Origin of the sequence: Desulfosporosinus sp. FKA (assembly GCF_002196785.1) — a bacterium.
In the GTDB taxonomy this organism is placed as follows: domain Bacteria; phylum Bacillota; class Desulfitobacteriia; order Desulfitobacteriales; family Desulfitobacteriaceae; genus Desulfosporosinus; species Desulfosporosinus acididurans.
Window position 1 is genome coordinate 496,594 of the sequence record NZ_NAHZ01000032.1, and the last position, 23,692, is coordinate 520,285.

Here is a 23,692-nt window from a genome sequence, read left to right on the forward strand (position 1 = left end):
TAAAAATATTTTGGATAAATTGCCTCTTATTCTGAAGATACTATGTCGCAAATTCAAGACATCCTCTTCCAATTAATCGACACAATGTCTCAATTGCAAGACATAGTGTCTTGACTATAATTCCCGCGATAAAGTCTCACTATCGAGCCCGTGCTTTGTTAGTTTCTTATACAGAACTGATCTGTGAATTCCAAGAATTTTAGCTGCTTTTACTTTATTTCCCTTTGTCCGCCGCAAAGCGTCAAGCACCAAATCTTTTTCAGCCGAATTTAAGAAAACATCCATCCTATTTGGCCTTCTACCTTGATTTTCATCCGAACCGACGATAGACTGCCTTAACTGGACTGGTAAATGTTCCGGATAAATGAATGACTCGTCAACCACATTCATCGTTCTTTCTAAGACACTTTCCAATTCTCGAACATTACCCGGCCAAGAATAGCTTTGAAGTATCTGTATAGCTTCACAAGAAATACCTTCCACATTGGTCTCCAGTTTTTGGTTCAATTTGGTGACCATAAAATTCGCCAGTAATTCAATGTCATCAGGCCTTTCACGTAAGCTCGGCAACTCAATGGCCATAACATTTAGCCGATAGAAAAGGTCGTCACGAAACGTTCGTTCTTGTACCATATCATATAATTTGCGGTTAGTAGCTGTGATAATACGCACATCAATTTTGCAAGGTCGTGTTCCGCCGACCCTTTCAATTTCAAGTTCTTGGATAACTCGCAAAAGTTTAGCCTGCATTGGCAGACTCATATCAGCGATTTCGTCCAAGAAAATAGTGCCATGATTGGCCAATTCGAATTTACCAGGTTTGCCGCCTTTACGTGCACCAGTGAAAGCTCCTTCGGCATAGCCAAATAACTCTGATTCTAATAGTTGTTCGGGAATTGCAGCACAATTAACCTTTATAAATGGACCATGGCATCGCGAACTGCCGTTATGAATGGCATGGGCAAACAACTCTTTTCCGGTGCCGCTTTCTCCTGTTAACAGTACATTTGAGGTAGTTCGAGCAGCTCGTTGGGCTAAATTAATGGTCGCAATAATTTTAGGGCCTTCACCAATAATATCTTCGAAATCATAGGATGCCCTGTGAATTTTACGCAACTCCTCCTTATAAAACTTTAAGTCATCTTCTAATTGGTTTAATTTTCTCGCAAAGACATGCGCCAAACCCATATCTTTGAATAGGGTTTTGCCAAACGCACCGATGATTTTGCCATCTTTTTTAATAGGTGCTCGGATAATCATAAATTCGCGGTCCCGTACTGTCCAGTGCTCTGCAAATTGGGCTTTTCCTGTCCGAATGATCTCTGGAAGTTCAGAATGTGGGGTAAGTTCATGAATATGATGTCCTAAAGCTTCTTCTCTGGTAATCCCCAAAGCCTCCAAATAGAAATTATTAATCATAACCACATGGCTATTTTCGTCAATGACTATAAGACCCTCATATGGATTTTCCACGACCGTCTCTAAAGTAACAATGAGCTTCTTAGCATCATTAAGTTCTTGCTGAGACTCCCCCACCATTCTTACCAGGTAATCAAACAGTGACCACAGCTTTAATACCCCAAGCATTCGTCCTTCCTCGTCTGTGACTGGAATTTCATATGCTCTCTCTTTTAGAAAGAGGGAAAGCGCTTCTATAATAGAACTATACATGGCAAGGCACTTAGGTGCTTTGCCTATTAGTTCTCCTGCGTGTTTTTGTAATGAACTGTGACCTTCTACCTGCATCATTGTTGCTTGATCTAAAACACCTAATAATTTACCCTCTAAGCTTAAAACATATATATAGTTATACGATTGACCGAATTCTAAATAAACCTCGGAAATTTTTCGATCCTTATTAACCTTTGGAAAATTAAGTGTAACGATACTTTCTACTCTGTCTATCTCAGGCCTGCTGACAAGATTCGAAAAACTACACAACCCACATCCTCCTTTTTGTGTTCAAGTATCCAAAGAGCCAACGATTCCAAACTCTATTTCCTTTTTTCGAGGCTTATATCATGGAATTTCCGGAGTGTGACTAGAGAGAAAACCGAACCACATAAAGCAAAAAACATATCCCACTGTGTGTCCCATACATCTCCTTGAGTTCCAAGAAAAGCATCCGCCGCACTCCCTGTGGCCTCCGCTACACCCCACTCAATTAACTCATATGAAGCACTAATTGCAAGACAAATGCAAACTACCAGGAAAGATAATAGTTTACCTCTCCCTATGGGTGACTTTCGCAACAGTATTTCCCTAGAAATGATCGCAGGAACAAAACCCTGAGCCAAATGGCCCAAACGGTCATAATAATTCCTAGCTAAGTGAAAATAATCTCGCAACCAATTAAAAAAGGGCATTTCAGCATACGTGTAGTGTCCACCAATAACGAGAATTAAAGAGTGCAATAATATTAGTACATAGACTAAATTAGTCAGTCGAAACCGAGGATATGTAAGAACGATAACTGCCAACCCTATAATGGCTGGTGCTACCTCTAAAAACCAGGTAAAAAGATCCTTTGGATTAATGGCTGACCAAATGAGGGCAGATAAGAAAATCAATAACAAGCCCACATGAAGCGGCTCAATAGTCTTTAATCTTTGAATAAGACTCACCTAACTTCCTTCTTTGTAATTTGATCTCATATCAAGAGCCCGATCCCAAGCCCAAGAGTCCGTGAAATGTTAAGGTATCTCTTGCTAGGGAATAGTACTATCCAGCCAAACTATTCCGCAAATCTTTATGATTTCCTTCATTATTATGAGAATTATAAAAAAATTTTTAGTGTCATCAGTCATCCCATTCTGAAAAGCACCTGCTTCTATTTATCCGGCAGATGCTTTTCAACACGAATAAACACAACATAACCGGAGCGCCCATAACGCTCCGGTATTACATTTACTTAGTATGATCGCAGTCATTTAACTGAAACACTTGAGTCTGTTGTGCTGCCGGCAATTTCTGGCCCCAGAGACCTAGAGTTAGCCATTGGGTTTTAAAGCATATAGTTCAATAGAGTTTGATCGGCCTCCAAATCCACCGAAACCTTGATATCCCTTTGTGCTTTGTGACGTTGTGGAATCCTGCCATTCACTCGCCGGAACAAGCTTCCCATTTGTTTTTATCCAGTTCATGATAGCATTATTTGAGTTATTTCCCACAGGTCCACCCATTCCTCTAAACGAACCTGCATTGACCATTGCATATCTTAGTTCTCCATCAGCAACTAATTGTTTAAACTGGTCTAAAGTGAGAATTGGATCTGTTCCCATAAACCCACCCAGCGTTAGAACAGGTTGTCCGGTTTTAAGAATTAAATCTGAGCCATAAGTCATGGCTGACGGAACTTCAACAAGGTATTTTGCATTTTGTCTATTAGCTTCTAAAAAGTTGATAAGCTTTGAATCGTTACTTGTTTGAGAATTTCCGAACTGCCTGCTTGAAGAAAGCTCCAACCCTGCAGAAGGGCTGCTGCCATTCATGGGATAAAACACCGGGGTAAACGACCAAACAATTGGAGCTATTAAAAGTCCCAGAAAAGCGGTACTGATGAGCAGCTTATTTAATTTAGTGTTTCCGCTCTTTATTGGCTGAACTTGATCGGTATTTTTTCTAATTCTCCTGATGTTAACGAACGCGAGAATTATTGAAACTAGAATACCTATTAGCCCTGTCAGCAAAATTACTATTTCATAACCATTTGACAAGTGATAATTATAGGACAGAATTAAGATCTCAACATACCCGTTAACCAAAAACGCCATTGGCAGAATCCATATCTTCCACCCATCTTCTTTGAAACACTTCCACATAACTGCCAATCCGATGCCAACTAAAGCAGCGATAGACGGTGCCATGGTGGTTAAATAGTAGGTGTGAGTAATATTACGGGAAAAGCTAAAATATATAAGCTCGGGCAAGAGCCACATAGACCATAAAAGTAAGCCTAACTTTCTTTTGTTATCAAATGGAAATTTGAATTTTTCCTCTATCGCAGCGACGGCAAATCCGATCAGTGCAAGGGGCAAGAGCCAGCTTATTTGATCGGACATATTATTTTTAGAAAACAATCTCAGGATACTAGACTTTGAAGTCCCCCCCATGCCAAATTGTCCAAAATTTGCCCTCGTGGGAGCACGACCTGGCTGCATCTGCGGCCTATCATTATTAGATAATCCTTGCGAACGTTGTCCTTTATCAAAATAATTGCCATCTTTAGGGAAATTGATCCCATCTCTTCCAAAATTCTTACCGCTTTTACCAAAACTGTTACCACCTATGCCGGCAATGCCAATTCTCTGTAATCCATTGTGGCCTATTATTAGCTGCATGACTGAGTTATTAGTACTACTGCCTATATAAGGTCTGGCATTTGCAGGTACTAAGTCTGTGACTACAGCCCAAGACAATGATACAACTAAAAGAACAACTGAACCTACCACAAGATGTTTAATTTTCTTTTTATAAGGAAGAGCTGAAGTAAGGAGATAGGTTATATAGAGAGCGGGAGCAACCATATAGGCTTCTACCATTTTTATATTAAAACCAATTCCCAAAAGGACTAAACTTAGGATAAGGTATTTAAATTTTCCCTTTTCAGCCGCTGCAGATAAAGCCCAACAGGCAAGCAGCATAAATAAAACAAGTAAGTTATCAATTGTATTGTTTCTGCTTGAGGCCACGAATATGGGAGTTACTGCCAGACAGAGAGCTGCAATTAGTCCTGCGAAGCTTCCAAAGGACCTTTTAACAAGATAATAGATAAGCCAAACTGAAATTACTCCGGCTAAAGCTTGGGGAAGAATTATACTCCATCCGCTAAAACCGAATATTTTGGCGGATATTGTTTGTATCCAGAAACCAAAAGGCGGCTTATCAATAGTTACAAATCCAGCAGGATCAAAGGATGCGAAGAAGAAATTCTTAAGGTTCATCATCATGCTTTTTACTCCGGCAGCATAAAAAGTATTAGCATACCCTTCTATTCCTATATTCCCAAAATTCACTACTGCCGATAACATTAAAATAAGCGTTACCCAAAAGGATTCCTTTTTAACTCCTTCTTTCAAGATGACGACCTCCTTAAAGACATATCAAGAGAAAAATATATCTCCTTATTTAATGCACTGATTAGACCGCATTCATACTACTCATTTTGTTCGGCTAAAATCTCGTACCTCTCTCCACCTCTATTAATGAGCCAAACTTAAAGACCCATAGGCGGTTTCCTGCAAAATTAAGCCCCAGGCCTGCTCCTATAGCTGCTATTTTGCAAATAATCATTGGCCAGGCCAAGTACTTATTGACCCCAACCATCAAGACGTAAGTGATCATCAATGTCAAAAAATTTAGCAGCAGGAATTTGGGCAATTGCCCCGAGGTATGACTGCTTTGCTTGAATGTCCATTTTCTGTTCAGGAGAAAACTATTTAACCCTCCGCAAGTATAAGATAAACTATGCGCCATTAAAAGCGAAAAACCCCAAGAGGAAAGAACCGCAAATACTACTAAATCAATTCCAGTATTAACTGCGCCGACTATACAAAATTTTATAAACTCCAGGGGATTTTTAGTGATATTTACTAACATACTTTCACTTTCCGTTCTTTTTTCTTCGTCCCATAGTATTCACTTACAATATATAAAGGACGGTCTCTTACTTCATCGTAGATACGTCCGATATACTCTCCAATAATCCCCATCATAGTCAGAAGAATTCCGGTCAACACCAGTTGCATCACCATAACCAGATTCCACCCCGCAATCACGTTGGAGGCGGCAGATAGTTTTAGGAATAACAACCCTGCCAAGAAGATTAAACCGCAAAAAATCAGTATAACTCCTGCATAGATTGCCATTTTGATCGGCTTAAAAGAAAAAGAAGTAAGTCCATCTAAACTTAGCTTTATCATCTTCTTCAGCGGATACTTACTTTCTCCAGCCAGTCGTTCATCTCTCTCATACTCAATTGCGGTTTGACGGAATCCCACCCAACTCACCAAGCCGCGAACGTAACGATTTTTTTCAGGCAGCCTCTTCAGCTCCACGCAGACTTTGCGATCCAGCAAACGAAAATCACCGGTATCCGTCGGAATCTCCAGATCCGTAGAAGCCTTTAACATTCGATAAAAGAGATGAGCTGTTTGCTTCTTAAAAAATGTTTCACCCTTTCGCTTCGTTCGTTTAGCGTAAACAACGTCAAACCCTTCTTTCCACTTGGCAATCATCTCCAAAATCAACTCAGGCGGATCTTGCAAATCCGCGTCAATCACAACGACAGCGTCACCTGATGCGTAATCCATACCAGCTGTAATTGCCACTTGATGACCAAAATTACGAGAAAAAGTTATAAGTTTCACAGCATCATCCTGACCGCCGAAATCTTTGATGATAGCAATTGTACGATCTGAGCTGCCATCATTGACAAAAATCAACTCATAAGGCTCTCTAGTAGACTCCATCACCAGTTTTAAACGCCTATAAGTTTGCTCGATGACAGCCTCTTCATTATAGACAGGGATAACTATAGAATAGCGAACCTCTGAATTCATGCCCTCGCCTCCTACCTTAAATGTAATTTACCTCGACTTTTTACAATAACCAAGGTTGTTTACGATCTGAAGATAATTCAGAACAAACAAATGAATATCTTTACGGTTGCTGCTTAAAGTTATTATAGAATGAACATGTTAGTGTTCCTCGACAATCCTATGGAGAATATGTGAAGAATTGCAATTAATTCAATGACTCGATCTTTGTCGAAACAGATTATTATTTAGAATATTGTGTCTACTTCTATTGACAAGAACGGACTCCAACTTTAATATAAGTATAAACTGAATATTGGTAGTGTAGTAGGACAGTAGGGAATGGGCAAATGCACTTCCTGCGGAAGTGTTTTTTATTGTCCAAAACAGGGAGGATGAAATTTATGAAAAGGTTTATGGCATTACTCATTATTTTTTCCCTCTTAACAGCGGTGGTGACAGGCTGTGGAAGTACTGCGGCCACAACGGGCTCCAATAGTACAAGTGAAAAAACCGTCAAAGTAGGAATTATTCAAATTGTCGAACACCCCGCTCTTGACGCTGCGCGCAAAGGATTCCTGGAAACGTTGGCAGCGAACGGGTACACAGAAGGTAAAAATCTGACTGTCGATTACAAGAACGCCCAGGGCGATCAATCAACTCTCAATACCATTGCCCAGCAATTTACCTCAGAAAAGCTTAATCTTGTCTTGGCAATTGCTACCCCTTCGGCACAAGCTATGGCTGCTGCCAGCAGTACCATTCCTATTTTAGTTACTGCAGTAACTGATCCTGTTGCTGCCAAATTAGTGAACAGCAACGAGAAACCGGGAACCAATGTCACGGGCACGACGGACATGAACCCAATCAAACAGCAGTTCGAACTTCTCAAGAAACTGGTACCCCAGGCAAAAAAAATTGGCGTCATTTACAACGCCGGTGAAGTTAATTCGCAGGTTCAGGTTAAAATGGCCAAAGACGTTGCTGCTGCGATGGGACTCCAGATAGTTGAGGCAACCATAGCCAGCACTGCTGACGTACAACAGGCAACAGAATCTTTAGTCGGTAAGGTAGACGTAGTGTATGTTCCAACCGACAACATGGTTGTTTCTGCAGCTCCAACTGTTCTGCAAGTTACTAATAAGGCTAAGATACCAGTAATTTCCGGTGAAAGCAGTGTAGTTGACAAGGGAGCACTTGGCACTATCGGGATAAACTATGAGAACTTAGGTAAACAAACTGGTGAGATGGCTCTGCAAGTTCTTAAGGGAGCAAAACCCCAAGATATGGCTATCCAGAGCCAGAAAGAATTTGATACAGTAATTAACAAGTCCAGTGCCGCTCTCCTCGGTATAACCATTCCAGATGACTTGAAGAATGCCACGTTTGTCGAGACTAAATAAATTTGAGCCTAACAAACGACATGAGTGTCGTCAGGAGAAACCACCGGGCAGAAGGCAGAAAATATAGACCGACGAGGTGTTATTTATGTCCTGGCAAGTATTTTCCGGAACATTTGAACAAGGTTTAATGTATGCGATCATGGTTCTTGGTGTTTACCTCACCTTTCGTGTTCTTGATTATGCGGATTTGACGGTTGATGGCAGCTTCACTCTTGGAGCTGCCATTGCCGCCCGTTTAATTTTCGCTGGCCAAAATCCTTGGCTGGCCTCAGGAATAGCCTTCATTGGAGGATTGGTGGCTGGGGCTTTTACAGGTCTGTTGCACACGAAATTTAAGATCACGCCTTTGCTCTCCGGTATCTTGACTATGACCGCCCTATACTCTGTTAACTTGAGGATCATGGGCAGGCCAAATATTCCCCTCTTGCGCATGCGGACCATTTTTACAGATTTCGGCAAGCTTCCCTTTATGGATCAGTATGGAGTGATGGTCCTAAGTTTAATTAGCGTATTAATCCTGGGGTATCTGCTGTATCTTTTTATGGAAACAGAGATTGGTGTTGCTTTGCGTGCTACTGGGGATAATGAAATGATGATTCGGAGCCAGGGCGTTAATACGGATATGATGAAGATTCTTGGTCTATCAATATCCAACGGTCTGGTCGCTTTTTCCGGCAGCTATGTCGCTCAAAATAATCAGTTTGCCGATGCCAGTATGGGAATTGGCATGATCATCGCCGGCCTTGCCTCAGTTATCATTGGGGAGGTATTGGTGGGAACATCCTCGGTAAAACGAACGATTCTAGCAGTGATCGTCGGGGCCATAGTTTATCGGGTTATTATCGCTTTGGTTTTGCAGTTGGGCCTGGGTCCGACTGACTTAAAGTTAGTAACCGCTGTCATTGTCATTATCGCCCTAACAACACCCGACATTAAAAAGAAAATCCTTCCTCGTTCTGGCTCTCATGCTGGAAAGGAGGTAACCAATGCTTAGAGTTCAAAATATCCTCAAAACATTTAATAAAGGGACTGTCAACGAAAAAATGGCAATTAAAGGGATCACCTTAAAGCTTGCTGCCGGGGATTTTGTCACAGTTATCGGCAGTAATGGCGCAGGCAAGTCGACCTTACTCAACTCTATAGCAGGAGACTTTCCTATAGATAAAGGTGAAATCCATATTGGAGATTGTGAGATCACAGGGTGGCCGCAGTATAGGCGGGCAAGTCTCGTCAGCCGTGTTTTCCAAGACCCGATGCGGGGTACAGCTTCATCCATGACGATCGAGGAAAATATGGTTATGGCTTTGCGCCGCGGTCAGTCTCGCCGCTTGCGCCGGGCTATATCAGCCAAGGAGCGGGCATATTTTAGACAAGAACTTACCAAGCTCGGATTAAGTTTAGAGAACCGCCTCACCAACAAGGTCAGCCTTTTGTCAGGTGGTCAGCGCCAAGCATTAACTTTGCTTATGGCTACTATACAGAAGCCTCAACTTCTCCTGCTTGATGAGCATACTGCGGCCTTAGACCCCAAAACAGCTGAAAAAGTCCTGGATTTAACTTGCCGGGTCGCGGCAGAAAATAATCTTACAACTCTTATGATCACGCATAATCTCGATCATGCGCTAAGTGTCGGCAACCGCACTATCATGATGCATGAGGGCCGAATCATCCTCGATCTCCGTGAAGAAGAACGAACAAATATGACAATTAATCGTTTGTTGGAAATGTTCGAAAAAGAAAGCGGCTCTCATATTCACAATGACCGCATGATCTTAGCTTAAAGACATGCACCTAACCCTAAATCCAGGTTCCCTTCTCCCCTTTTATTCACTCCACCCCTACTTTTACGCCGCGTGCCGTGAGTTCCTTATAAAGATCTTCAGCTCCCGGGTAGGATATTTCATAATACTTGTCCTGATATTGCAAGACCACAATCTTACCTGCATGCAAATATGAAAAAACTACTGCTTTCTTTCCGTTTTTTAAGGTAAATTCCCCTGTATCTAAACCTGGCATTCCGACTCCATTTGTTTTTGATGCAGGTGCCCATTCACTGGTGTTAGAAACTAAAGCCATTCTCGATAATTTCAAATTTATTGATGAATTGGAGAGTGGAGCCTTAAACAATAATTCATCACCTTTCAATCTCCATCCCGAACCGATTTCAGAACCAATTAGAACTATAGGGGTCGCCAGAAGTATTAAAAAAGTAACAATACTTTTGGGAAACAAAGGCGTTCCTTTATCATGATACACCTTTTTACCAGCATTAATTATTGCCAGCAGAAGAATTATTGTAATGAAAATTGTCAACGGATTAACTGGCTGAAACCACGCTTTTATTACATCAATAATACTAATTTGATAGCTCAAATCACTTCACTTCGCTTCGCAATTATTTCTTTATTCCGAGATCATTCTCGAATACCAGAGTATTCTGTTGCTCCGGTAAGTATCCTATTTTAAGCTACAACCACACAATTTCTTCCACGGCCTTTTCCTTCATATAGTGCATTGTCGGCTTTCTTTATAACATCATCTATTAACTGATAATCTTGACTATCGGCAATCCCAAATGTCATTGTAATAGAAACTTGATTCCCATTATATTCGATAATTTGTTCTCCGATTATTTTCTTGATTCGATCCATCAATGTATATGCACCTTCGACTTCAGTTTCTGGAAGTAAGAGCAAAAATTCCTCTCCCCCCCACCTAGATACAAGATCTTGTTCTCGCACATTATCCATAAGGCTTTTTGAGATCATCTGAAGAACACAATCTCCGCAGTCGTGTCCATAGGTGTCATTAATCTTCTTAAAATAATCAATGTCCGCAATAACAAGTGAAAATTTCTTTTTTTTAGGTCTTTTGAACTCGCTTTCTATTTTCTCCATAATGTATCTTCTATTATATAGCCCAGTTAAGGGATCTGATCTGGATGTCCACTCCAACCTCTCCATCCTATATTGCATAGATATTATCCGAGATGCTGATGATATCCCGCTAAATACAAACACATATCCCATGATAATAAATACTAAAAGCAAAAGCATGGTCAAGGTATAGTCTAGGCTTTTTAAGCCGCTAATCGACGTAGTATAATTGTTAATTAACAATAAAAATGCAAAAAGTGGGTAAAGCGACATAAAACCTATAGTTTTATTAGATACTTTATTAAAAATCTCTTTGTACGGACTTCTTATATAAAAATAAGTAATCAATAACAGAATTATTTGCAGACACTCTCTAAGAAAGTATATAATCTCAAGATTATATTTGATTTCGTTAATGCCTGTAAACAGTTCTGCAATTTTAACAGAAACAACCAAGCAAATTGTTGAGAACATCCAAATACTAAACATTGCAAATATCTTTTTTGATATTGATTCATTAAATACGATATGAATATATACTATGTACAAACAGGAAATCAAATATAATACATATTCTAGAAGCACTGGATTGTGAATATATTTTTCCGCAAGAATATTAGTTATGTACGCACAAATAGTAGTTATGATAAAAGCATTTATGCAGAATATTATTGACTTTTTCCTAGTAAGCAAGATATGCGTTGTAAAAGTGTTAAATACCGCGATAAAAAACAGGTATAATGCTGAAGAGAATATCAACTCGATCCCCCTCTAGAATTATTAATACTGCTAGCAATACAACATTCTACATATTTCTTCCATATCCTCTTTTAATTAATAGATTATCTAAGAAATACAAACACTTGGCCTTATTGGCAATTCTACACTTTACAACCACTTCTTTGTCCATGCCGTAAAACTTTCATCTGAACACAACAAAAAGTGGGCTGACTAGATAACTTTCTTCTCATCAACCCATTTATATTGCTAAATAATTTTATCTTTATCTTAATAGATCTTCTTTTCTCCTATTAAATTCCTCAACATCGATCTCGCCTTTCGCATATCTTTCGCGAAGAATATCTAGCGCATAGTCATTTCTTTTTGAAAGTACATGATATCCATTTCGATGGCCACGAATTACTTTTACGACGAATACAATCAATAAAATCCACAGTATAAAATGCAGCGCCATGCCTAAAAAGCCCAGTCCCAAAAGGCCAAAGCCCATAAACCTAAACATATTATTTCACCTCTTAAGAAGTATTCAATGAACCTAAAAGAACTATACTCCTATCCTAAGCTTTTTTGATGAATGACTTATGAATAATTTGTTAAAGAATTAATAAGGTTTTTTCCCACCTGAAGTTAACGAAGGACCCACCCCCACTTATAGAGGTGGGGGCCTTAAAAACTGGATAACCCAGAAAAGCGGCCTCAGCACTTTATAAGCTGAAGTCGCTTTGTTTTTGTTTTGATATGGAATATGACTCACCGATAAATTTTGGGGCAAACCAATGGGGATAACTATCAAAAAAATTATAGAATTTTATGTAACTATGATAAAATTAACAACAAAAAAACCAGAGAAAGGTTGATGGTTTTGTCTGAAAATCATAAATACGTTAAAGATTATGCAAAACGATTACAAGGAGTTGTAAATGATTACGAGCATACTATTGAGGATCATCTAAATGAGGATTATCTCAAACAAACAAGATGGCCGGATAAGCTAGCCGATCGAATTGCAGCTTTTGGTGGCAGCTGGAGCTTCATTATTATTTTTGCAACTTTTTTGTCGGCTTGGATCCTAATTAACACTTTGAATATCATAGGCCATTTTGATCCTCCTCCCTTTATCTTGCTCAATTTAATCCTCTCATTTATTGCAGCATTCCAAGCACCAATTATTATGATGAGCCAAAACAGACAGACTGCTCGTGATAAGCGTGAGTCGATTATTGATTTTGCTATTAACTATAAAGCAGAGCTTGAAGTAGATGACATTCAAGCTCATCTTCATAGAATCGAAGATGAGATGGCTCAACTGAAATTATTGTTGCAATCTAAAAAGCAAGAGGGTGCAATTTAGGCAGCATGTAGGATTTCGAACATAATGTATGGGCCAGCATCCGCGGCAGTAGATCCCTGTTTCGCAGGGTTACTGTAAGCAAAGTGACATTGGCGTGCTTTCTAATGTTATCCGTCCAGCCAGTAGCGGCTAGTTTGACAACTCCCTAGATTTATGACTTGGCGCTATCTCCGAAAGTTACCTTCATGGAAATTGTATTTGTTTTTGATAATATACAAAGGACGCTGTTTAATTTCGTCATAAATTCTTGCAATATATTCGCCAAGAATGCCAAACGATAAAAGTTGTACCCCACTGAAAAAGGTGATGGCGACCATCAGTGAGGTCCAACCGGTTAGAGTTGCTCTGCCGATGATCTTTTGAACTAAGGAGTAGACAATAATCAGCAAAGCAATGAATATGGTTATAAACCCTAAAGTCGACATTAACTTCAATGGCTTGGAAGAGAATGAAAATATCCCATCGGCTGCAAATTTTAACATTTTCTTCAGAGGATATTTTGTTTCTCCCGCAAACCGCTTATCCCTATCATATTCGATGAACGTTTGCTTAAATCCCACCCAAGCAATCATTCCTCTGATAAACCGGTTTTTTTCCTGCATCGTGGAAAACACGTCTGCTACTTTTCTGTCTATTAACCGAAAATCTCCTGTATCGACCGGGATATCAACATCAGACATTGCAGAAAGGAACCTATAAAAGCACTTGGCTGACACGAGTTTAAACCACGTTTCCCCGGACCGCTGATTGCGTTTGCCGTAAACCACATCATAGCCTTCCTGCCAGAGTTTAACCATCGGGACAATTTGCTCAGGCGGATCTTGCAGATCAGCATCAATAATTACAATCGCATCACCGCATGCCAGTTGAATCCCACATGTTACAGCTGTTTGATGTCCAAAGTTCCGCGAGAAATCAACAATTTTAACATTTTTATCATCACACGCAATCTGCTCCAGTATCGCCATAGTGCCGTCCTGACTGCCGTCATTGACAAAAAGCAGTTCAAAATTATAGCCGTTATGATTCATTACGTCTAACAGACGTTGATAGCACACCTCAGCAACCGATTCTTCGTTATACATGGGAACCACTACCGAAAGCAGAAACTCTTTTCTCATCCCTCAACTTCCTTCACTTTGAATGTCCAGATTTTATTTAGCAGAAAGTTAGTCCAGATTCCGAAAAACGTAGCAGCAACTTGGCTGACGATTTTGCCTAAGCTAAACGTTACAAGAACGTATAGCACTGAACTATTTAGCAGTAATGTGATAAGATTCACTATAACAAACTTGTAAAATAACTCGGAGTGATCTTTTTGGCACTTAAATACCCATGCCCTGTTCCAGAAATAACTATTTATCGTACCTGCGGAGTAAGCCAAAATATTAGCCAAAAGATAGTTAACCTTTAGAAACACCAGTACGTAATATACCATAAATGTCAGGCTAGTATTCAATACTCCTATCAGAATAAACCTTAACAACTGTATCATCTTTAAGCCTTACGCCCCCAGCCGCAAAAATAATAAAGATCCAAGAAAGCATATAAGCGTATCTGGCCTGTGCCTCAATCAACATCAGGAACAATGCATAACCTAAATAGAGTATTAAAAAGAAGTTTATTTCGATCGGTCTGTCTTTGTTTCTATGTAAACCCAAAATGCTCATAAATAATAAGATTAAATAGAACGATGAAGCTAGACCTGTTAAGATCACGTTTGATTTTGCGAAAAATTTAGCAAAAGCAAAATAATCGACTGCTCCGGGAATAGTCCATATATAAGCAGACATGTCAGGTACTGCCCATTCAGATTCAAACTTAATAATAGAAAAGCCCAACAATTTCAGCTTTGGCGTGTTTAACAATCTGTCTTTAATGATTTGTTTGCTTGCTTCGGTTATTTTTACCGGATCATGCTTGTATAGCTCTGGAATTTCGGCATCGTCCAGATTCCAGTGTCCGTGAGCCTCTATATTGGTGCCCTTGAGAATCGAAGTCCAATAGGGTTCTTTAGAATTCCATAACTGTGTTTCCGTAATTCCACTTGAGGCTAGCAGCGAACTCAAAATGATAATTGGGACAAGGCACGAAATAATTATGACCGGCAGCTCAATTACCAAGCTTTTAAATCTCTTGTAAAATAAGTAATAGAATAAATAGGCCAAGAGAAAAATATAACCGACCATTCTAAACATATGGCCAACTGCAAGTCCTAATCCGCAGAAAACCAGCAATTTAACTTTATCCCACTTGTCCTGCGTTTGATTTTTCACAGCAGCCAGAAAGTAATATGTACTAAGCAAATAGAAAGGTGTGGCAATGTTTTCTTGCATAGTTTGAGAATTATACATTATTGAAGGCAGATATAAGGCATAGAGAAGCATTGAAACCAGTGCTGTTTGCCGGTCATCATATATCTTTTCGACTACTTTATATAAAAGAAATACTGAAAATGTAGAAAATAAGACATTGGCAATTTTAATTAAAAACAAAGGAGCGGAGCTGAACTTATAAAACAAAGAAAAATATAGAACAGTAACCGTATCATGCGCAAATCTGGCAAAGTACCCGTAACCATGAAATCCGCTATAGTCCCCTTGGGCAACTTTCTGAGCATATCCGTACATCAAACCAAAATCCGAAATCGGTTTGGTCGGTATAATAAGAACCCATAAAAGTCTGAGGATAAAGGCAGCTAACAGAATAGCCGCAAAGTTCTGCTTGATGCTTTTTAAACCGCTGAGTACCGGAATTTTCTTATACTTGTATACCAAAAAAACAAATATTGCAAAGAGAAACAAACCGAAAACTTTATAAATCAGTACCCCGATAAAAGAAACACCTAACAAAAAAAGCACTAACCACTCCATAATCTGATTAAATCTTAATTTAACCATCCACAAAACCTTTCTTTATAGAAGAGAACGCAAAAAGTAAAACGCATCCAAATTATACCCTGCACAGAATATGGTAGAATCACTAGGTTACTATAATTTTGTTAATCTCAATTTAAATGCAATTATATTCCAATTAAAGATGAAAATCAATTACTTTTAATATATCACCAAGAAACACAATATCTGGTACTTGCCTATATTGAATATTTTTTATGACCTGCAAAAAATATCCTACGCCCGGTTGTTATCCGGTGTAGGACATGATTGCTCATTTATTGCCATTTAAAGTTTAAATTTTATACAAAAACCACTTGCAGGTATTCACCTCATACTTTAGCTGAAAATGCTTCATTAACCCATGAACCTCGCTCTGACATTCATAGACCTTCATTCGATTACCAGCAATCTTCTCTTCAGATATTCTTTTAATTAGTTCAACCTTCACAACATTACCGTCATGTCGAAAGCGAATCGGGCGCGGTGTGCCGGGGATATCGAACCATGCAATCATTTCTATAGGAGCCATAATGACTTTCATCCTAACCGCACTTCGCCCAATCACCCGTGATGCACTCGGTACATCCGCCAATATGTATGAGTTTGTTCCGGCACACTGGGCATTGATCGTGGGCAATTAACCACTCTTCACAAGGTTCTATACAATAGGATTTGCTATTACACTCAGCACAGACATCTCTCATTTTAATCGCCTCTTAGTACATATATTTGTTCTTTATCGAACTCATGTTCTTATTATATTCGTTCTCCGTTTCAATATCAATCTTTTCTTACACAAAATTATATCAACCCTCATCGACAAAAAATTGATGAGGGCTTCTCAATTTTGAAATCTTAAGTTTTAAAGCTAAACGGCATAAGAATAGAAGTGACATACTCCCACCACCTACGCTAACGCTCAGAGGTAGGGTCTTATTGGTGCGTACCAGCTAAAACCAGTATAATTACCGGTTATTAGAAATAGTTGGTCAAATATCGTTCGGAGCATCTATCAATAACCTTGACAAGACCAAGTACATGATGCATTATAGAAAATGATTTTCTTTAACATGAGGGATAGCAAAATGGAACTTGAACTGATTAAAAGCAAACTACATGAGAGTAATTTCCGTCTCACTCAAGAACGAGAAGTGGTTTTAACGACTTTCATGAATTCGGGGCAAATGTTAACTCCTGCACAATTGCATGAGTGTGTAAAAAAAGAATATAACAGCGTAGGACTTACAACAGTTTATCGGCTCATAGAAGTGCTCACGAAATTAGGATTAGCTACACCTTTTCTTATTGATGGTGAAATTTATTATACCTTCTGCTCGGATCATCATCATCACCATTTTGTCTGTCTTGATTGCCACAAAGTTAAAGACATCTACGAATGTTTAGAAATGACTCACAAGTATGATGACGTGGGCACCGTCAATTATCATCGTGTGGATTTATATGGGCATTGTAAGAACTGCGAGAGGAAGAACATAAATGTTAAATCTTTGGAACCCTAGTCATCTATCATTATCCGTTGGCCTAATTACTGCTTTTATACTCGGAATGATTCACGGAATCACGCCAGATGAACACACCTGGCCCATTACATTTAGTTATTCCATTGGTAGTTATAGCTCTAAGAAAGGTATGCTCAGCGGATTAGTCTTTTCCACAGGATTTACACTTCAACGGGCGATTGCTTCAGAACTGGCATTTATGGCTTTAACTGGATTTCTAATGAGCAGTTCCAGCGAAAACCTTGTTTATATTATCGTGGGAATTGTAATGGCAATATCAGGATATTACATACTGCATAAAGGACGGTCTTTTCATCTCATACCATGGTTAGAAAAGTTGCTGCCTCAAACAGATGATAGTAAGCCTGTACCAATTCGGTTAGCGTTTTTGCATGGTATTATTGCGGGTTGCGGAACAGGAGCTTTTGCTACAATCATCTATACTGTAATTTCACCAACAATGCCTTCAGTGTGGGTTGGTTTTGTTCCTGGCTTACTGTTCGGATTAGGAACACTTTCGATGCAGGTTATCATTGGTGCATTGTTTGGGTGGTGGATACAGAGTAGAAATATTAGTCAATCAAGCAAGGCAAATATAGGTCAATTTGTATCAGGAAATACCCTTCAATATGGGGGCCTGCTGTTCATGCTGGCTGGCATTTTAGGGCTTATTGATCCGTCTATTTCGGACTGGGGCGTGAACACAGGAATTAGAGTTCATAATTTGGATTCGATCAATATAGGAGTAATTCTCGTTGTAATCATCGTCGCTGGAATTGGCGGGGTTTCGATGTGGCTTGCCTTACGCAAAAATAAAGAGAACCCATTAGGAACACATAACGGATAGCCCCATAGTAGATCTCATTTTGCTCTGAATACATATCCGTTCTCCGATGATTCAATGGGGGCAACTGAGAGCGAACCCGATCTACTACCCTCCGGATTACGGCGCACTTCTTCAACAACATATTTTGTATAGCTAAAGTTCTCATACTTTGCCGTTAATTTAATATCTATTTTCAGATTTAGAGCTTGAACATTAGCACATTTAAAATCATTGAGCAATTTTGAAACACGTTTTTGAACCTCCAAGAGTTTTTGTCATGCAATCCAACTTCTTTAAACAATCTCATCAATTTCCGAAGTGTAAAGACCCATACCTTTGGCAAATTGCTCCACATTTTTCAACTCTTCAAATTGTATAAATCATTCTATCTCCTAAACATTATGTATAACTTTTATTCCTTGTTAATGGCATCCGTAACAAGGTATTTCTCATTTCCAGTCTGAAATTCTCAGGCTTGAGCACTTCAAGAAACTCTGCCTGACTAAGTAACCACATTTTGATACCATCACCAAATACCTCAGCTTCAACAATAGCCTTCTTATCCTCCCATCCAATTACATGTGCAGTAGGTAAACGATCAAGTACAGCATCTAATGATGGGCCCCAAAACCGAAAAGTTATTTTCATCAATTTTCCGGCCCGCATAAATTGTACTCTTTTACGAAACTCACCTTCCTCAAATCTGTCTGCTTCTGGGATACGAAAATGTTGATCGCTGATTGAATAGGACTCTATCCGATCTAATCGATATGTAGCAGGAAATTCATAGCCCAAATCCTTGATATATGCTATGAGATAGAAGTAATACTCTGAAAAAATCAGGCCACAAGGTTCCAAGACCCTACAAGTAGTAGCTGATGCTCCAGGTTTCAGATAATTGATTTTCAACAGTCTTCGCTCTCGAATTGCCGAGTTTACATCCCAAATTTTACTTATAAGAGGTCGACCATGAGCAACCGGCAAATAGTGAAATAGTTCATTTTGAATATTCTCAGATACATTTCTTCGAGAATCTGGCAGACACTGAACAATGGTTTTATTTAATAGCAGGTTAAGTTCTGATTTAGAAAATGCCCTGCTTTCTAATAAAATTTTCGCAATGGCTAACACCTCCTGCTGAGTCAGCCAAGAACTTTCACGGATCATTTCATACCCTTTTTTAACTCGATTGTAATTTATAGATATATTACAACCTTCTCCATTTAGACTCTGGTCATCAAGATAAGCCCTTAAATCATTAATATCACGTTGAATTGCTTTCTCACTTACCGAAAAGTTAATTGCAGCTCGCTGTTTGTTAACGATATTGCCTCTGCACAAAGTGTCATATAAGGAAAGTATACGAATTAATTTTGTTCGACTTTCAGGCTCATCCGCATCTTGCCAATCTTGATTCAAGTACCTCTCCTCCACTAAAAGTAGAAACTTCATAAGGATTATTCAGCATTTTCCTCTAATAACTATTTCTACTTCAAAAAACAATATCCTGCAAAAATCGATATCCTTAATCATTTTCCGAGTTGTTTTTAATGCTGATATTAGTTTGTTTTTCATTAATGATCATCGCCTTCTCTTTTGTTAAATCGCAATTACAGTATGGGCATAGCCATAGTCGGTGTTCACTTGCGCTGTATGAATTTTTTCCGCAAATCTTGCATTTCTTTCTTAACATCTCATCAGCTCCTGTTTTTTATATAAACAGCATAGCAAAAGGCATGGACACTCTTTGTCCATGCCAGAATAATTTGTAATCGCGGAGAAGACTTTATCTATCTCGCCTTTTCTGCCGCCCTTTCAGGAACGTATCAGTTGGCAGAAACCATCTTATTAGAATTTCAATCAAAGTATCCGGATCGGAACATGCAAGTTATTGATTCTAAGTCAGGATCAGTGGCAATTGGCCTTATCGCTTTACAGGCGGCGAAAATGATTGAAGCCGGGTATGGCTTTGAAGCTGTTACCCGGCACATATCTTACTTGACGGAACACATAGAGCATGTGTTTACCATCGCTGATATCGGTTGGTTGGTAAAGGGAGGACGAATCAGCAAATTACAAGGAATGCTTGGATCTCTCTTGGATGTCAGGCCCATTCTAGAGGTAAAAAATGGCTTATTACACCTCAGTAAGAAGGCCCGAGGAAATCAAAAGGCGCTTAACTTGGTATCTGATACACTGACAGATAGAATCGAAGGCTTTCCTGAACAGATCATCGGCATCGCCCATTCAGATAATTTGCCGGGCGCAGAAGACCTAAAGAATCTTCTTGCGAAAAGACTCGACACGAACAACTTTATTATCATCAAAATTTGGTGTGTATTAGGCAGTCATTTGGGTATCGGCGGACTAGGAAACTGGTGCCGGCTATTTCGTTTTCTGGTATAACCTTATACTTCCTCAAACGTTTAATTCCTGTGCTCTCATTTGTGAAAGCAACTTTTCACGATTTGTATCCTCCATTGAAGTGAGGGGTAACCTGAGATAGTCCTTGCAGAAACCCATAGCTGCCATAGCAGCTTTGACCGGGATAGGGTTTACTTCACAAAACAGTGCGTTTATAAGGGGGTAAAGTTTACACTGTTGCTCCGCGCTGCCGGCAATATCGCCGTTAAAGAAACGTGTGCAAATCTCGCGTGTTTGTGCCGGCATAATGTTGGAAAGCACAGAGATGCATCCGATTCCACCAAGCGCCATAAGCGGAACTATCTGGTCGTCATTGCCTGAATACAAATCGAGCTTACCTCGTACACGCGCCATCGTTTCAACAATTTTGGAAATGTTGCCGTTTGCCTCTTTAATCCCGACAATATTTCCGTGTTCAGCCAATGCTTCGTAGGTTGCTGGCTCAATATTTACCCCCGTTCTTGATGGCACATTATAGATAATGATAGGCTTTGTACTCTTGTCGGCAATTTGAGAATACATTTTAATTAGACCCTTTTGCGTAGCCTTATTGTAATAAGGGGTAACTACAAGCATTGCATCCGCACCTGCTTCACAGGCAAAACGAGTGAGGTCATGCGCATATTCGGTGTCATTACTGCCTGTGCCTGCAATGATCGGTACTCTGCCTCCCGCACGCTGAACTGCAAAGGTTATTGCTGCTCTGTGCTCTTCATCAGTTAGGGTTGAAGCTTCACCTGTCGTTCCACAAATCACCAGAGCATCAATTCCCTCTGCAATTTGCCAATCGATCAATTTTCCAAACTGCTCATAATTAATTCCCGTTTCGTCAAGAGGAGTGATGAGGGCAGTGGCAATACCTTTGAAAATAGTGTTCTTTTTCATGTTACTTCTCCTTCTCTGTTCATACAAAAAATAAATAGCTGATACGGAATCAGCTACTAAATTACCCACATGAATTTCTGAATCATATGGTAATATAGATAGCTCTCCGCAAATGCGACAGTTGAACAAATCTTATTTTGCCCAACCAGCCCAGTCCCCACGTAATGGAACCGACTTCGGCATCTACACCTTTCACCGAAGCTACGGTCGTACGTAACCTTAACAACTTCGGGTACTGATTGTAAAATGCACCTCTATCATTTCAATTCAGTCTATTCATATTCTTTAAACTTGTCAACCCCAAAATAACATCATTTTTTGCGCAAAACAAAATGTTGCTTTATTGCCGATAGGAAATATGAATATGTCAGTAGTGTCAGAGGTCTTCTGAACTGAACGAAACCTCGGCTAACGCAATGCTTGAACGAGTTCATCATACTAAAACTTGGGAAATCGGAAATGGCCGGTTATTTTAGATGGCCAGCTTTGAAGTTGATCCGTTTCGTTCGCCGTTGGTCCTGCATTATGTAGAATGTATGGAACACCATCTTTTCTCCGTTTATCTGAGATAATTGCAATATGTTCATGTGGATTATCAAAAGTAACAATGTCTCCAGGCTGCCATTGATATAAATTTTCAACGTCACCGGGTTTCACATCCTTCGTAAGTTCTGTTCCGTTCCTACGAAAGAAAACAATTAAGTTAGGAATCCGGCGAAAATCTATATTCGGATCAGGATTTCCCCCAATCCGAGGATATTTTTCAGGATTTTCTCGGATATCTTTATCCACTAATACCTTTAAATCATAACCCGCATCACGCGTAGCCCTCCACACAACATCTGTACACACGCCTTCATTGTCAGGGGGAAATCCCCCTTGATAATATGCGCTGCGATAATGAGGTTTTCTGCTCACTTCCGCTTTAGCCCCTTTAACAATGTCTTGTAAATCAGCGACGCCATCGCTGTCCTTATCACTTGGGCAAGAAATATTTGCAATCTTAAGTGACTGTCCAAACGGCTTATTTAATGTCTGGAACAAATTAATACCAACCCATGATATCAGGACTAATCCTATTAGACCGAACAAAACCATGTATCGTTTAACAGATCTTCTCAGGCAGATCACCTCACTTAAGCCAAATCCATTTGCATATCACATACTTCAATAACAACATTACTCCCAGTTGGTTATTTTATGCATTACTTCAATTCTTGCTGTTAACAAAAACAGACTGCCAATTTAGCACACTGTCGTTTGTTACCTGGCGATGACCTACTTTCCCAGGGGCCTGCGCCCCAAGTATCCTTGGCCCTGGAACGAAAGGCGGATGAGCCTTTCGCCACACTGCGTCCCCATACGCATACTCCTGCAGTGTGGATCCTTAACTTCCGTGTTCGTGTATACGAAAAGCACGAAAGCCTCCGGTGGAGGGTTTCGCCGAGCCACCAACCCCAGAGATTCACTTCGTGGCGAAGTACGAGGTTTTCGCCACATTGCGACTTGTGACACATTCTCCTGCAATGTGGATCGAACACGATAAGCGGACGAGCTTATCGCCACACTGCGTCCAGTGACGCCTTCTCCTGCAGTGTGGGACCCAATATTTTTAGCTTCTTTCATGAAACAAGCAACAGACTGCCATATGGCAGTCTGTTGCTTGTTTTACCTGGCGATGACCTACTTTCCCAGAGGCCTGCGCCCCAAGTATCCTTGGCCCTGGAGGTCTTAACTTCCGTGTTCGAGATACGAAAAGCGGACGAGCTTTTCGCCACGCTGCGTCCCGCAACGCAGACTCCTGCAGCGTGGATCGAACGGGTGGAACCCCGGTCGTTTATACTTTCATTTCTTTCATGAAACACAAACAGACTGCCATATGGCAGTCTGTTGCTTGTTTTACCTGGCGATGACCTACTTTCCCAGGGGCCTGCGCCCCAAGTATTATTGGCCCTGGAGGTCTTAACTTCCGTGTTCGAGATGGGAACGGGTGGAACCCCTCCGGCATGACCACCAGATCTTTGAGATTCAGTTGTCCTTTTCGAACTCTGTTCTCTCAAAACTACATAGAGTCTTTTTCTAGCTTCGTCTTCTCAGAAACATTTAAGCCACATTCCCTTTGCTAACGTATCGTATTAGGTCAAGCCCTCGACCGATTAGTACCAGTCAGCTCCACACCTCACGGTGCTTCCACATCCGGCCTATCAACCTGATCTTCCTTCAGGGGTCTTAC

At 40.1% G+C, this 23,692-nt stretch carries 22 protein-coding genes, 2 rRNA genes and 1 riboswitch; of the genes, 7 read left to right on the top strand and 17 right to left on the bottom strand.

The window, feature by feature from the left end; genetic code table 11:
- Positions 1-114 precede the first annotated feature (114 nt).
- The 5 genes from B5771_RS19230 to B5771_RS19250 all read right to left on the bottom strand — a co-directional run bounded on the left by B5771_RS19230 (position 115) and on the right by B5771_RS19250 (position 6,560).
- Positions 115-1,941, bottom strand: coding sequence for a sigma 54-interacting transcriptional regulator (locus B5771_RS19230; protein ID WP_088188961.1), 1,827 nt, complete (start codon positions 1,939-1,941; stop codon positions 115-117).
- A 53-nt stretch (positions 1,942-1,994) separates the two neighbouring features.
- Positions 1,995-2,624, bottom strand: a complete 630-nt coding sequence (locus B5771_RS19235; RefSeq protein WP_242966894.1) for a DUF2238 domain-containing protein — start codon at positions 2,622-2,624, stop codon at positions 1,995-1,997.
- A gap of 366 nt (positions 2,625-2,990) precedes the next feature.
- Complete coding sequence (locus tag B5771_RS19240; protein WP_172408312.1) at positions 2,991-5,078, bottom strand: glycosyltransferase family 39 protein; 2,088 nt, start codon at positions 5,076-5,078, stop codon at positions 2,991-2,993.
- Positions 5,079-5,172: 94 nt separating this feature from the next.
- Complete coding sequence (locus B5771_RS19245; protein WP_088188962.1) at positions 5,173-5,598, bottom strand: GtrA family protein; 426 nt, start codon at positions 5,596-5,598, stop codon at positions 5,173-5,175.
- On the bottom strand, positions 5,592-6,560 hold the full coding sequence (locus B5771_RS19250; protein ID WP_088188963.1) for a glycosyltransferase family 2 protein: 969 nt from the start codon (positions 6,558-6,560) through the stop codon (positions 5,592-5,594). Before B5771_RS19250 ends, B5771_RS19245 begins: the two co-directional genes overlap by 7 nt.
- A gap of 380 nt (positions 6,561-6,940) precedes the next feature.
- On the opposite strand from B5771_RS19250, the gene B5771_RS19255 reads away from it, so the two are divergent.
- The 3 genes from B5771_RS19255 to B5771_RS19265 all read left to right on the top strand — a co-directional run bounded on the left by B5771_RS19255 (position 6,941) and on the right by B5771_RS19265 (position 9,720).
- Positions 6,941-7,939: an ABC transporter substrate-binding protein gene (locus B5771_RS19255; RefSeq protein ID WP_088188964.1), complete on the top strand. Its 999-nt coding sequence runs from the start codon at positions 6,941-6,943 to the stop codon at positions 7,937-7,939.
- 85 nt (positions 7,940-8,024) lie between these two features.
- On the top strand, positions 8,025-8,933 hold the full coding sequence (locus B5771_RS19260) for an ABC transporter permease (RefSeq protein WP_088188965.1): 909 nt from the start codon (positions 8,025-8,027) through the stop codon (positions 8,931-8,933).
- Positions 8,926-9,720, top strand: coding sequence for an ATP-binding cassette domain-containing protein (locus B5771_RS19265; protein WP_088188966.1), 795 nt, complete (start codon positions 8,926-8,928; stop codon positions 9,718-9,720). Before B5771_RS19260 ends, B5771_RS19265 begins: the two co-directional genes overlap by 8 nt.
- Before the next feature lie 46 nt (positions 9,721-9,766).
- Here B5771_RS19265 and B5771_RS19270 read toward each other — a convergent pair whose 3' ends face one another.
- The 3 genes from B5771_RS19270 to B5771_RS19280 all read right to left on the bottom strand — a co-directional run bounded on the left by B5771_RS19270 (position 9,767) and on the right by B5771_RS19280 (position 12,058).
- A complete protein-coding gene (locus B5771_RS19270) occupies positions 9,767-10,312 on the bottom strand; it encodes a PH domain-containing protein (RefSeq protein WP_088188967.1) in 546 nt (181 codons plus the stop codon).
- Between the two features lie 89 nt (positions 10,313-10,401).
- The gene (locus tag B5771_RS19275) at positions 10,402-11,304 is read right to left on the bottom strand and encodes a GGDEF domain-containing protein (protein ID WP_140417767.1); all 903 of its coding nucleotides are present in this window, start codon (positions 11,302-11,304) and stop codon (positions 10,402-10,404) included.
- Between the two features lie 514 nt (positions 11,305-11,818).
- On the bottom strand, positions 11,819-12,058 hold the full coding sequence (locus B5771_RS19280) for an SHOCT domain-containing protein (protein ID WP_047811976.1): 240 nt from the start codon (positions 12,056-12,058) through the stop codon (positions 11,819-11,821).
- A 360-nt stretch (positions 12,059-12,418) separates the two neighbouring features.
- Here B5771_RS19280 and B5771_RS19285 point away from each other — a divergent pair, with 360 nt between their 5' ends.
- Positions 12,419-12,907, top strand: a complete 489-nt coding sequence (locus B5771_RS19285) for a DUF1003 domain-containing protein (protein WP_242966895.1) — start codon at positions 12,419-12,421, stop codon at positions 12,905-12,907.
- Between the two features lie 164 nt (positions 12,908-13,071).
- Here the strand turns inward: B5771_RS19285 and B5771_RS19290 are convergent, their stop codons facing one another.
- The 3 genes from B5771_RS19290 to B5771_RS19305 form a co-directional block, all read right to left on the bottom strand.
- Positions 13,072-14,028 (bottom strand): glycosyltransferase family 2 protein, encoded by a 957-nt coding sequence (locus B5771_RS19290; RefSeq protein WP_047811973.1) that lies wholly within the window; start codon positions 14,026-14,028, stop codon positions 13,072-13,074.
- Positions 14,029-14,355: 327 nt separating this feature from the next.
- Positions 14,356-15,807 carry a glycosyltransferase family 39 protein gene (locus B5771_RS19300; RefSeq protein WP_088188971.1) on the bottom strand — a complete coding sequence of 484 codons (1,452 nt, stop codon included), beginning with the start codon at positions 15,805-15,807 and terminating at the stop codon, positions 14,356-14,358.
- Between the two features lie 289 nt (positions 15,808-16,096).
- Positions 16,097-16,441 carry a hypothetical protein gene (locus B5771_RS19305; protein ID WP_348982963.1) on the bottom strand — a complete coding sequence of 115 codons (345 nt, stop codon included), beginning with the start codon at positions 16,439-16,441 and terminating at the stop codon, positions 16,097-16,099.
- Between the two features lie 448 nt (positions 16,442-16,889).
- Between B5771_RS19305 and B5771_RS19310 the strand changes: the two genes are divergently transcribed.
- Both B5771_RS19310 and B5771_RS19315 read left to right on the top strand, forming a co-directional pair.
- Positions 16,890-17,324 carry a transcriptional repressor gene (locus B5771_RS19310; protein ID WP_172408314.1) on the top strand — a complete coding sequence of 145 codons (435 nt, stop codon included), beginning with the start codon at positions 16,890-16,892 and terminating at the stop codon, positions 17,322-17,324.
- Positions 17,302-18,171, top strand: coding sequence for a hypothetical protein (locus tag B5771_RS19315; RefSeq protein ID WP_088188974.1), 870 nt, complete (start codon positions 17,302-17,304; stop codon positions 18,169-18,171). Before B5771_RS19310 ends, B5771_RS19315 begins: the two co-directional genes overlap by 23 nt.
- A gap of 14 nt (positions 18,172-18,185) precedes the next feature.
- Here B5771_RS19315 and B5771_RS19320 read toward each other — a convergent pair whose 3' ends face one another.
- Both B5771_RS19320 and B5771_RS19325 read right to left on the bottom strand, forming a co-directional pair.
- Positions 18,186-18,416, bottom strand: coding sequence for a hypothetical protein (locus tag B5771_RS19320; RefSeq protein WP_088188975.1), 231 nt, complete (start codon positions 18,414-18,416; stop codon positions 18,186-18,188).
- 133 nt (positions 18,417-18,549) lie between these two features.
- On the bottom strand, positions 18,550-19,569 hold the full coding sequence (locus B5771_RS19325; RefSeq protein WP_207652719.1) for a WYL domain-containing protein: 1,020 nt from the start codon (positions 19,567-19,569) through the stop codon (positions 18,550-18,552).
- A 345-nt stretch (positions 19,570-19,914) separates the two neighbouring features.
- Here B5771_RS19325 and B5771_RS19330 point away from each other — a divergent pair, with 345 nt between their 5' ends.
- Positions 19,915-20,556 (top strand): DegV family protein, encoded by a 642-nt coding sequence (locus tag B5771_RS19330; protein ID WP_282433361.1) that lies wholly within the window; start codon positions 19,915-19,917, stop codon positions 20,554-20,556.
- Between the two features lie 12 nt (positions 20,557-20,568).
- On the opposite strand, the gene dapA is transcribed toward B5771_RS19330, so the two are convergent.
- The 4 genes from dapA to B5771_RS19350 form a co-directional block, all read right to left on the bottom strand.
- Positions 20,569-21,459, bottom strand: coding sequence for a 4-hydroxy-tetrahydrodipicolinate synthase (gene dapA / locus B5771_RS19335; protein ID WP_088188978.1), 891 nt, complete (start codon positions 21,457-21,459; stop codon positions 20,569-20,571).
- Positions 21,460-21,550: 91 nt separating this feature from the next.
- Positions 21,551-21,724: riboswitch (Lysine riboswitch) on the bottom strand.
- Positions 21,725-21,897: 173 nt separating this feature from the next.
- Positions 21,898-22,557: a DUF1287 domain-containing protein gene (locus B5771_RS19340; protein ID WP_088188979.1), complete on the bottom strand. Its 660-nt coding sequence runs from the start codon at positions 22,555-22,557 to the stop codon at positions 21,898-21,900.
- An 803-nt stretch (positions 22,558-23,360) separates the two neighbouring features.
- A 5S ribosomal RNA gene (rrf, locus tag B5771_RS19345) occupies positions 23,361-23,477 on the bottom strand.
- Positions 23,478-23,595: 118 nt separating this feature from the next.
- Positions 23,596-23,692: ribosomal RNA gene (locus B5771_RS19350) — 23S ribosomal RNA — on the bottom strand; the annotation flags it as partial.

Coding starts and splice junctions, on each gene's coding strand:
- B5771_RS19310 (WP_172408314.1), top strand. CDS start 16,890: ATGGAACTTGAACTGATTAAAAGCAAACTACATGAGAGTAATTTCCGT.
- B5771_RS19255 (WP_088188964.1), top strand. CDS start 6,941: ATGAAAAGGTTTATGGCATTACTCATTATTTTTTCCCTCTTAACAGCG.
- B5771_RS19245 (WP_088188962.1), bottom strand. CDS start 5,598: ATGTTAGTAAATATCACTAAAAATCCCCTGGAGTTTATAAAATTTTGT.
- B5771_RS19275 (WP_140417767.1), bottom strand. CDS start 11,304: ATGTTTAGTATTTGGATGTTCTCAACAATTTGCTTGGTTGTTTCTGTT.
- B5771_RS19340 (WP_088188979.1), bottom strand. CDS start 22,557: ATGGTTTTGTTCGGTCTAATAGGATTAGTCCTGATATCATGGGTTGGT.
- B5771_RS19260 (WP_088188965.1), top strand. CDS start 8,025: ATGTCCTGGCAAGTATTTTCCGGAACATTTGAACAAGGTTTAATGTAT.
- dapA (WP_088188978.1), bottom strand. CDS start 21,459: ATGAAAAAGAACACTATTTTCAAAGGTATTGCCACTGCCCTCATCACT.
- B5771_RS19315 (WP_088188974.1), top strand. CDS start 17,302: ATGTTAAATCTTTGGAACCCTAGTCATCTATCATTATCCGTTGGCCTA.
- B5771_RS19280 (WP_047811976.1), bottom strand. CDS start 12,058: ATGTTTAGGTTTATGGGCTTTGGCCTTTTGGGACTGGGCTTTTTAGGC.
- B5771_RS19300 (WP_088188971.1), bottom strand. CDS start 15,807: ATGGTTAAATTAAGATTTAATCAGATTATGGAGTGGTTAGTGCTTTTT.
- B5771_RS19250 (WP_088188963.1), bottom strand. CDS start 6,560: ATGAATTCAGAGGTTCGCTATTCTATAGTTATCCCTGTCTATAATGAA.
- B5771_RS19290 (WP_047811973.1), bottom strand. CDS start 14,028: ATGAGAAAAGAGTTTCTGCTTTCGGTAGTGGTTCCCATGTATAACGAA.
- B5771_RS19265 (WP_088188966.1), top strand. CDS start 8,926: ATGCTTAGAGTTCAAAATATCCTCAAAACATTTAATAAAGGGACTGTC.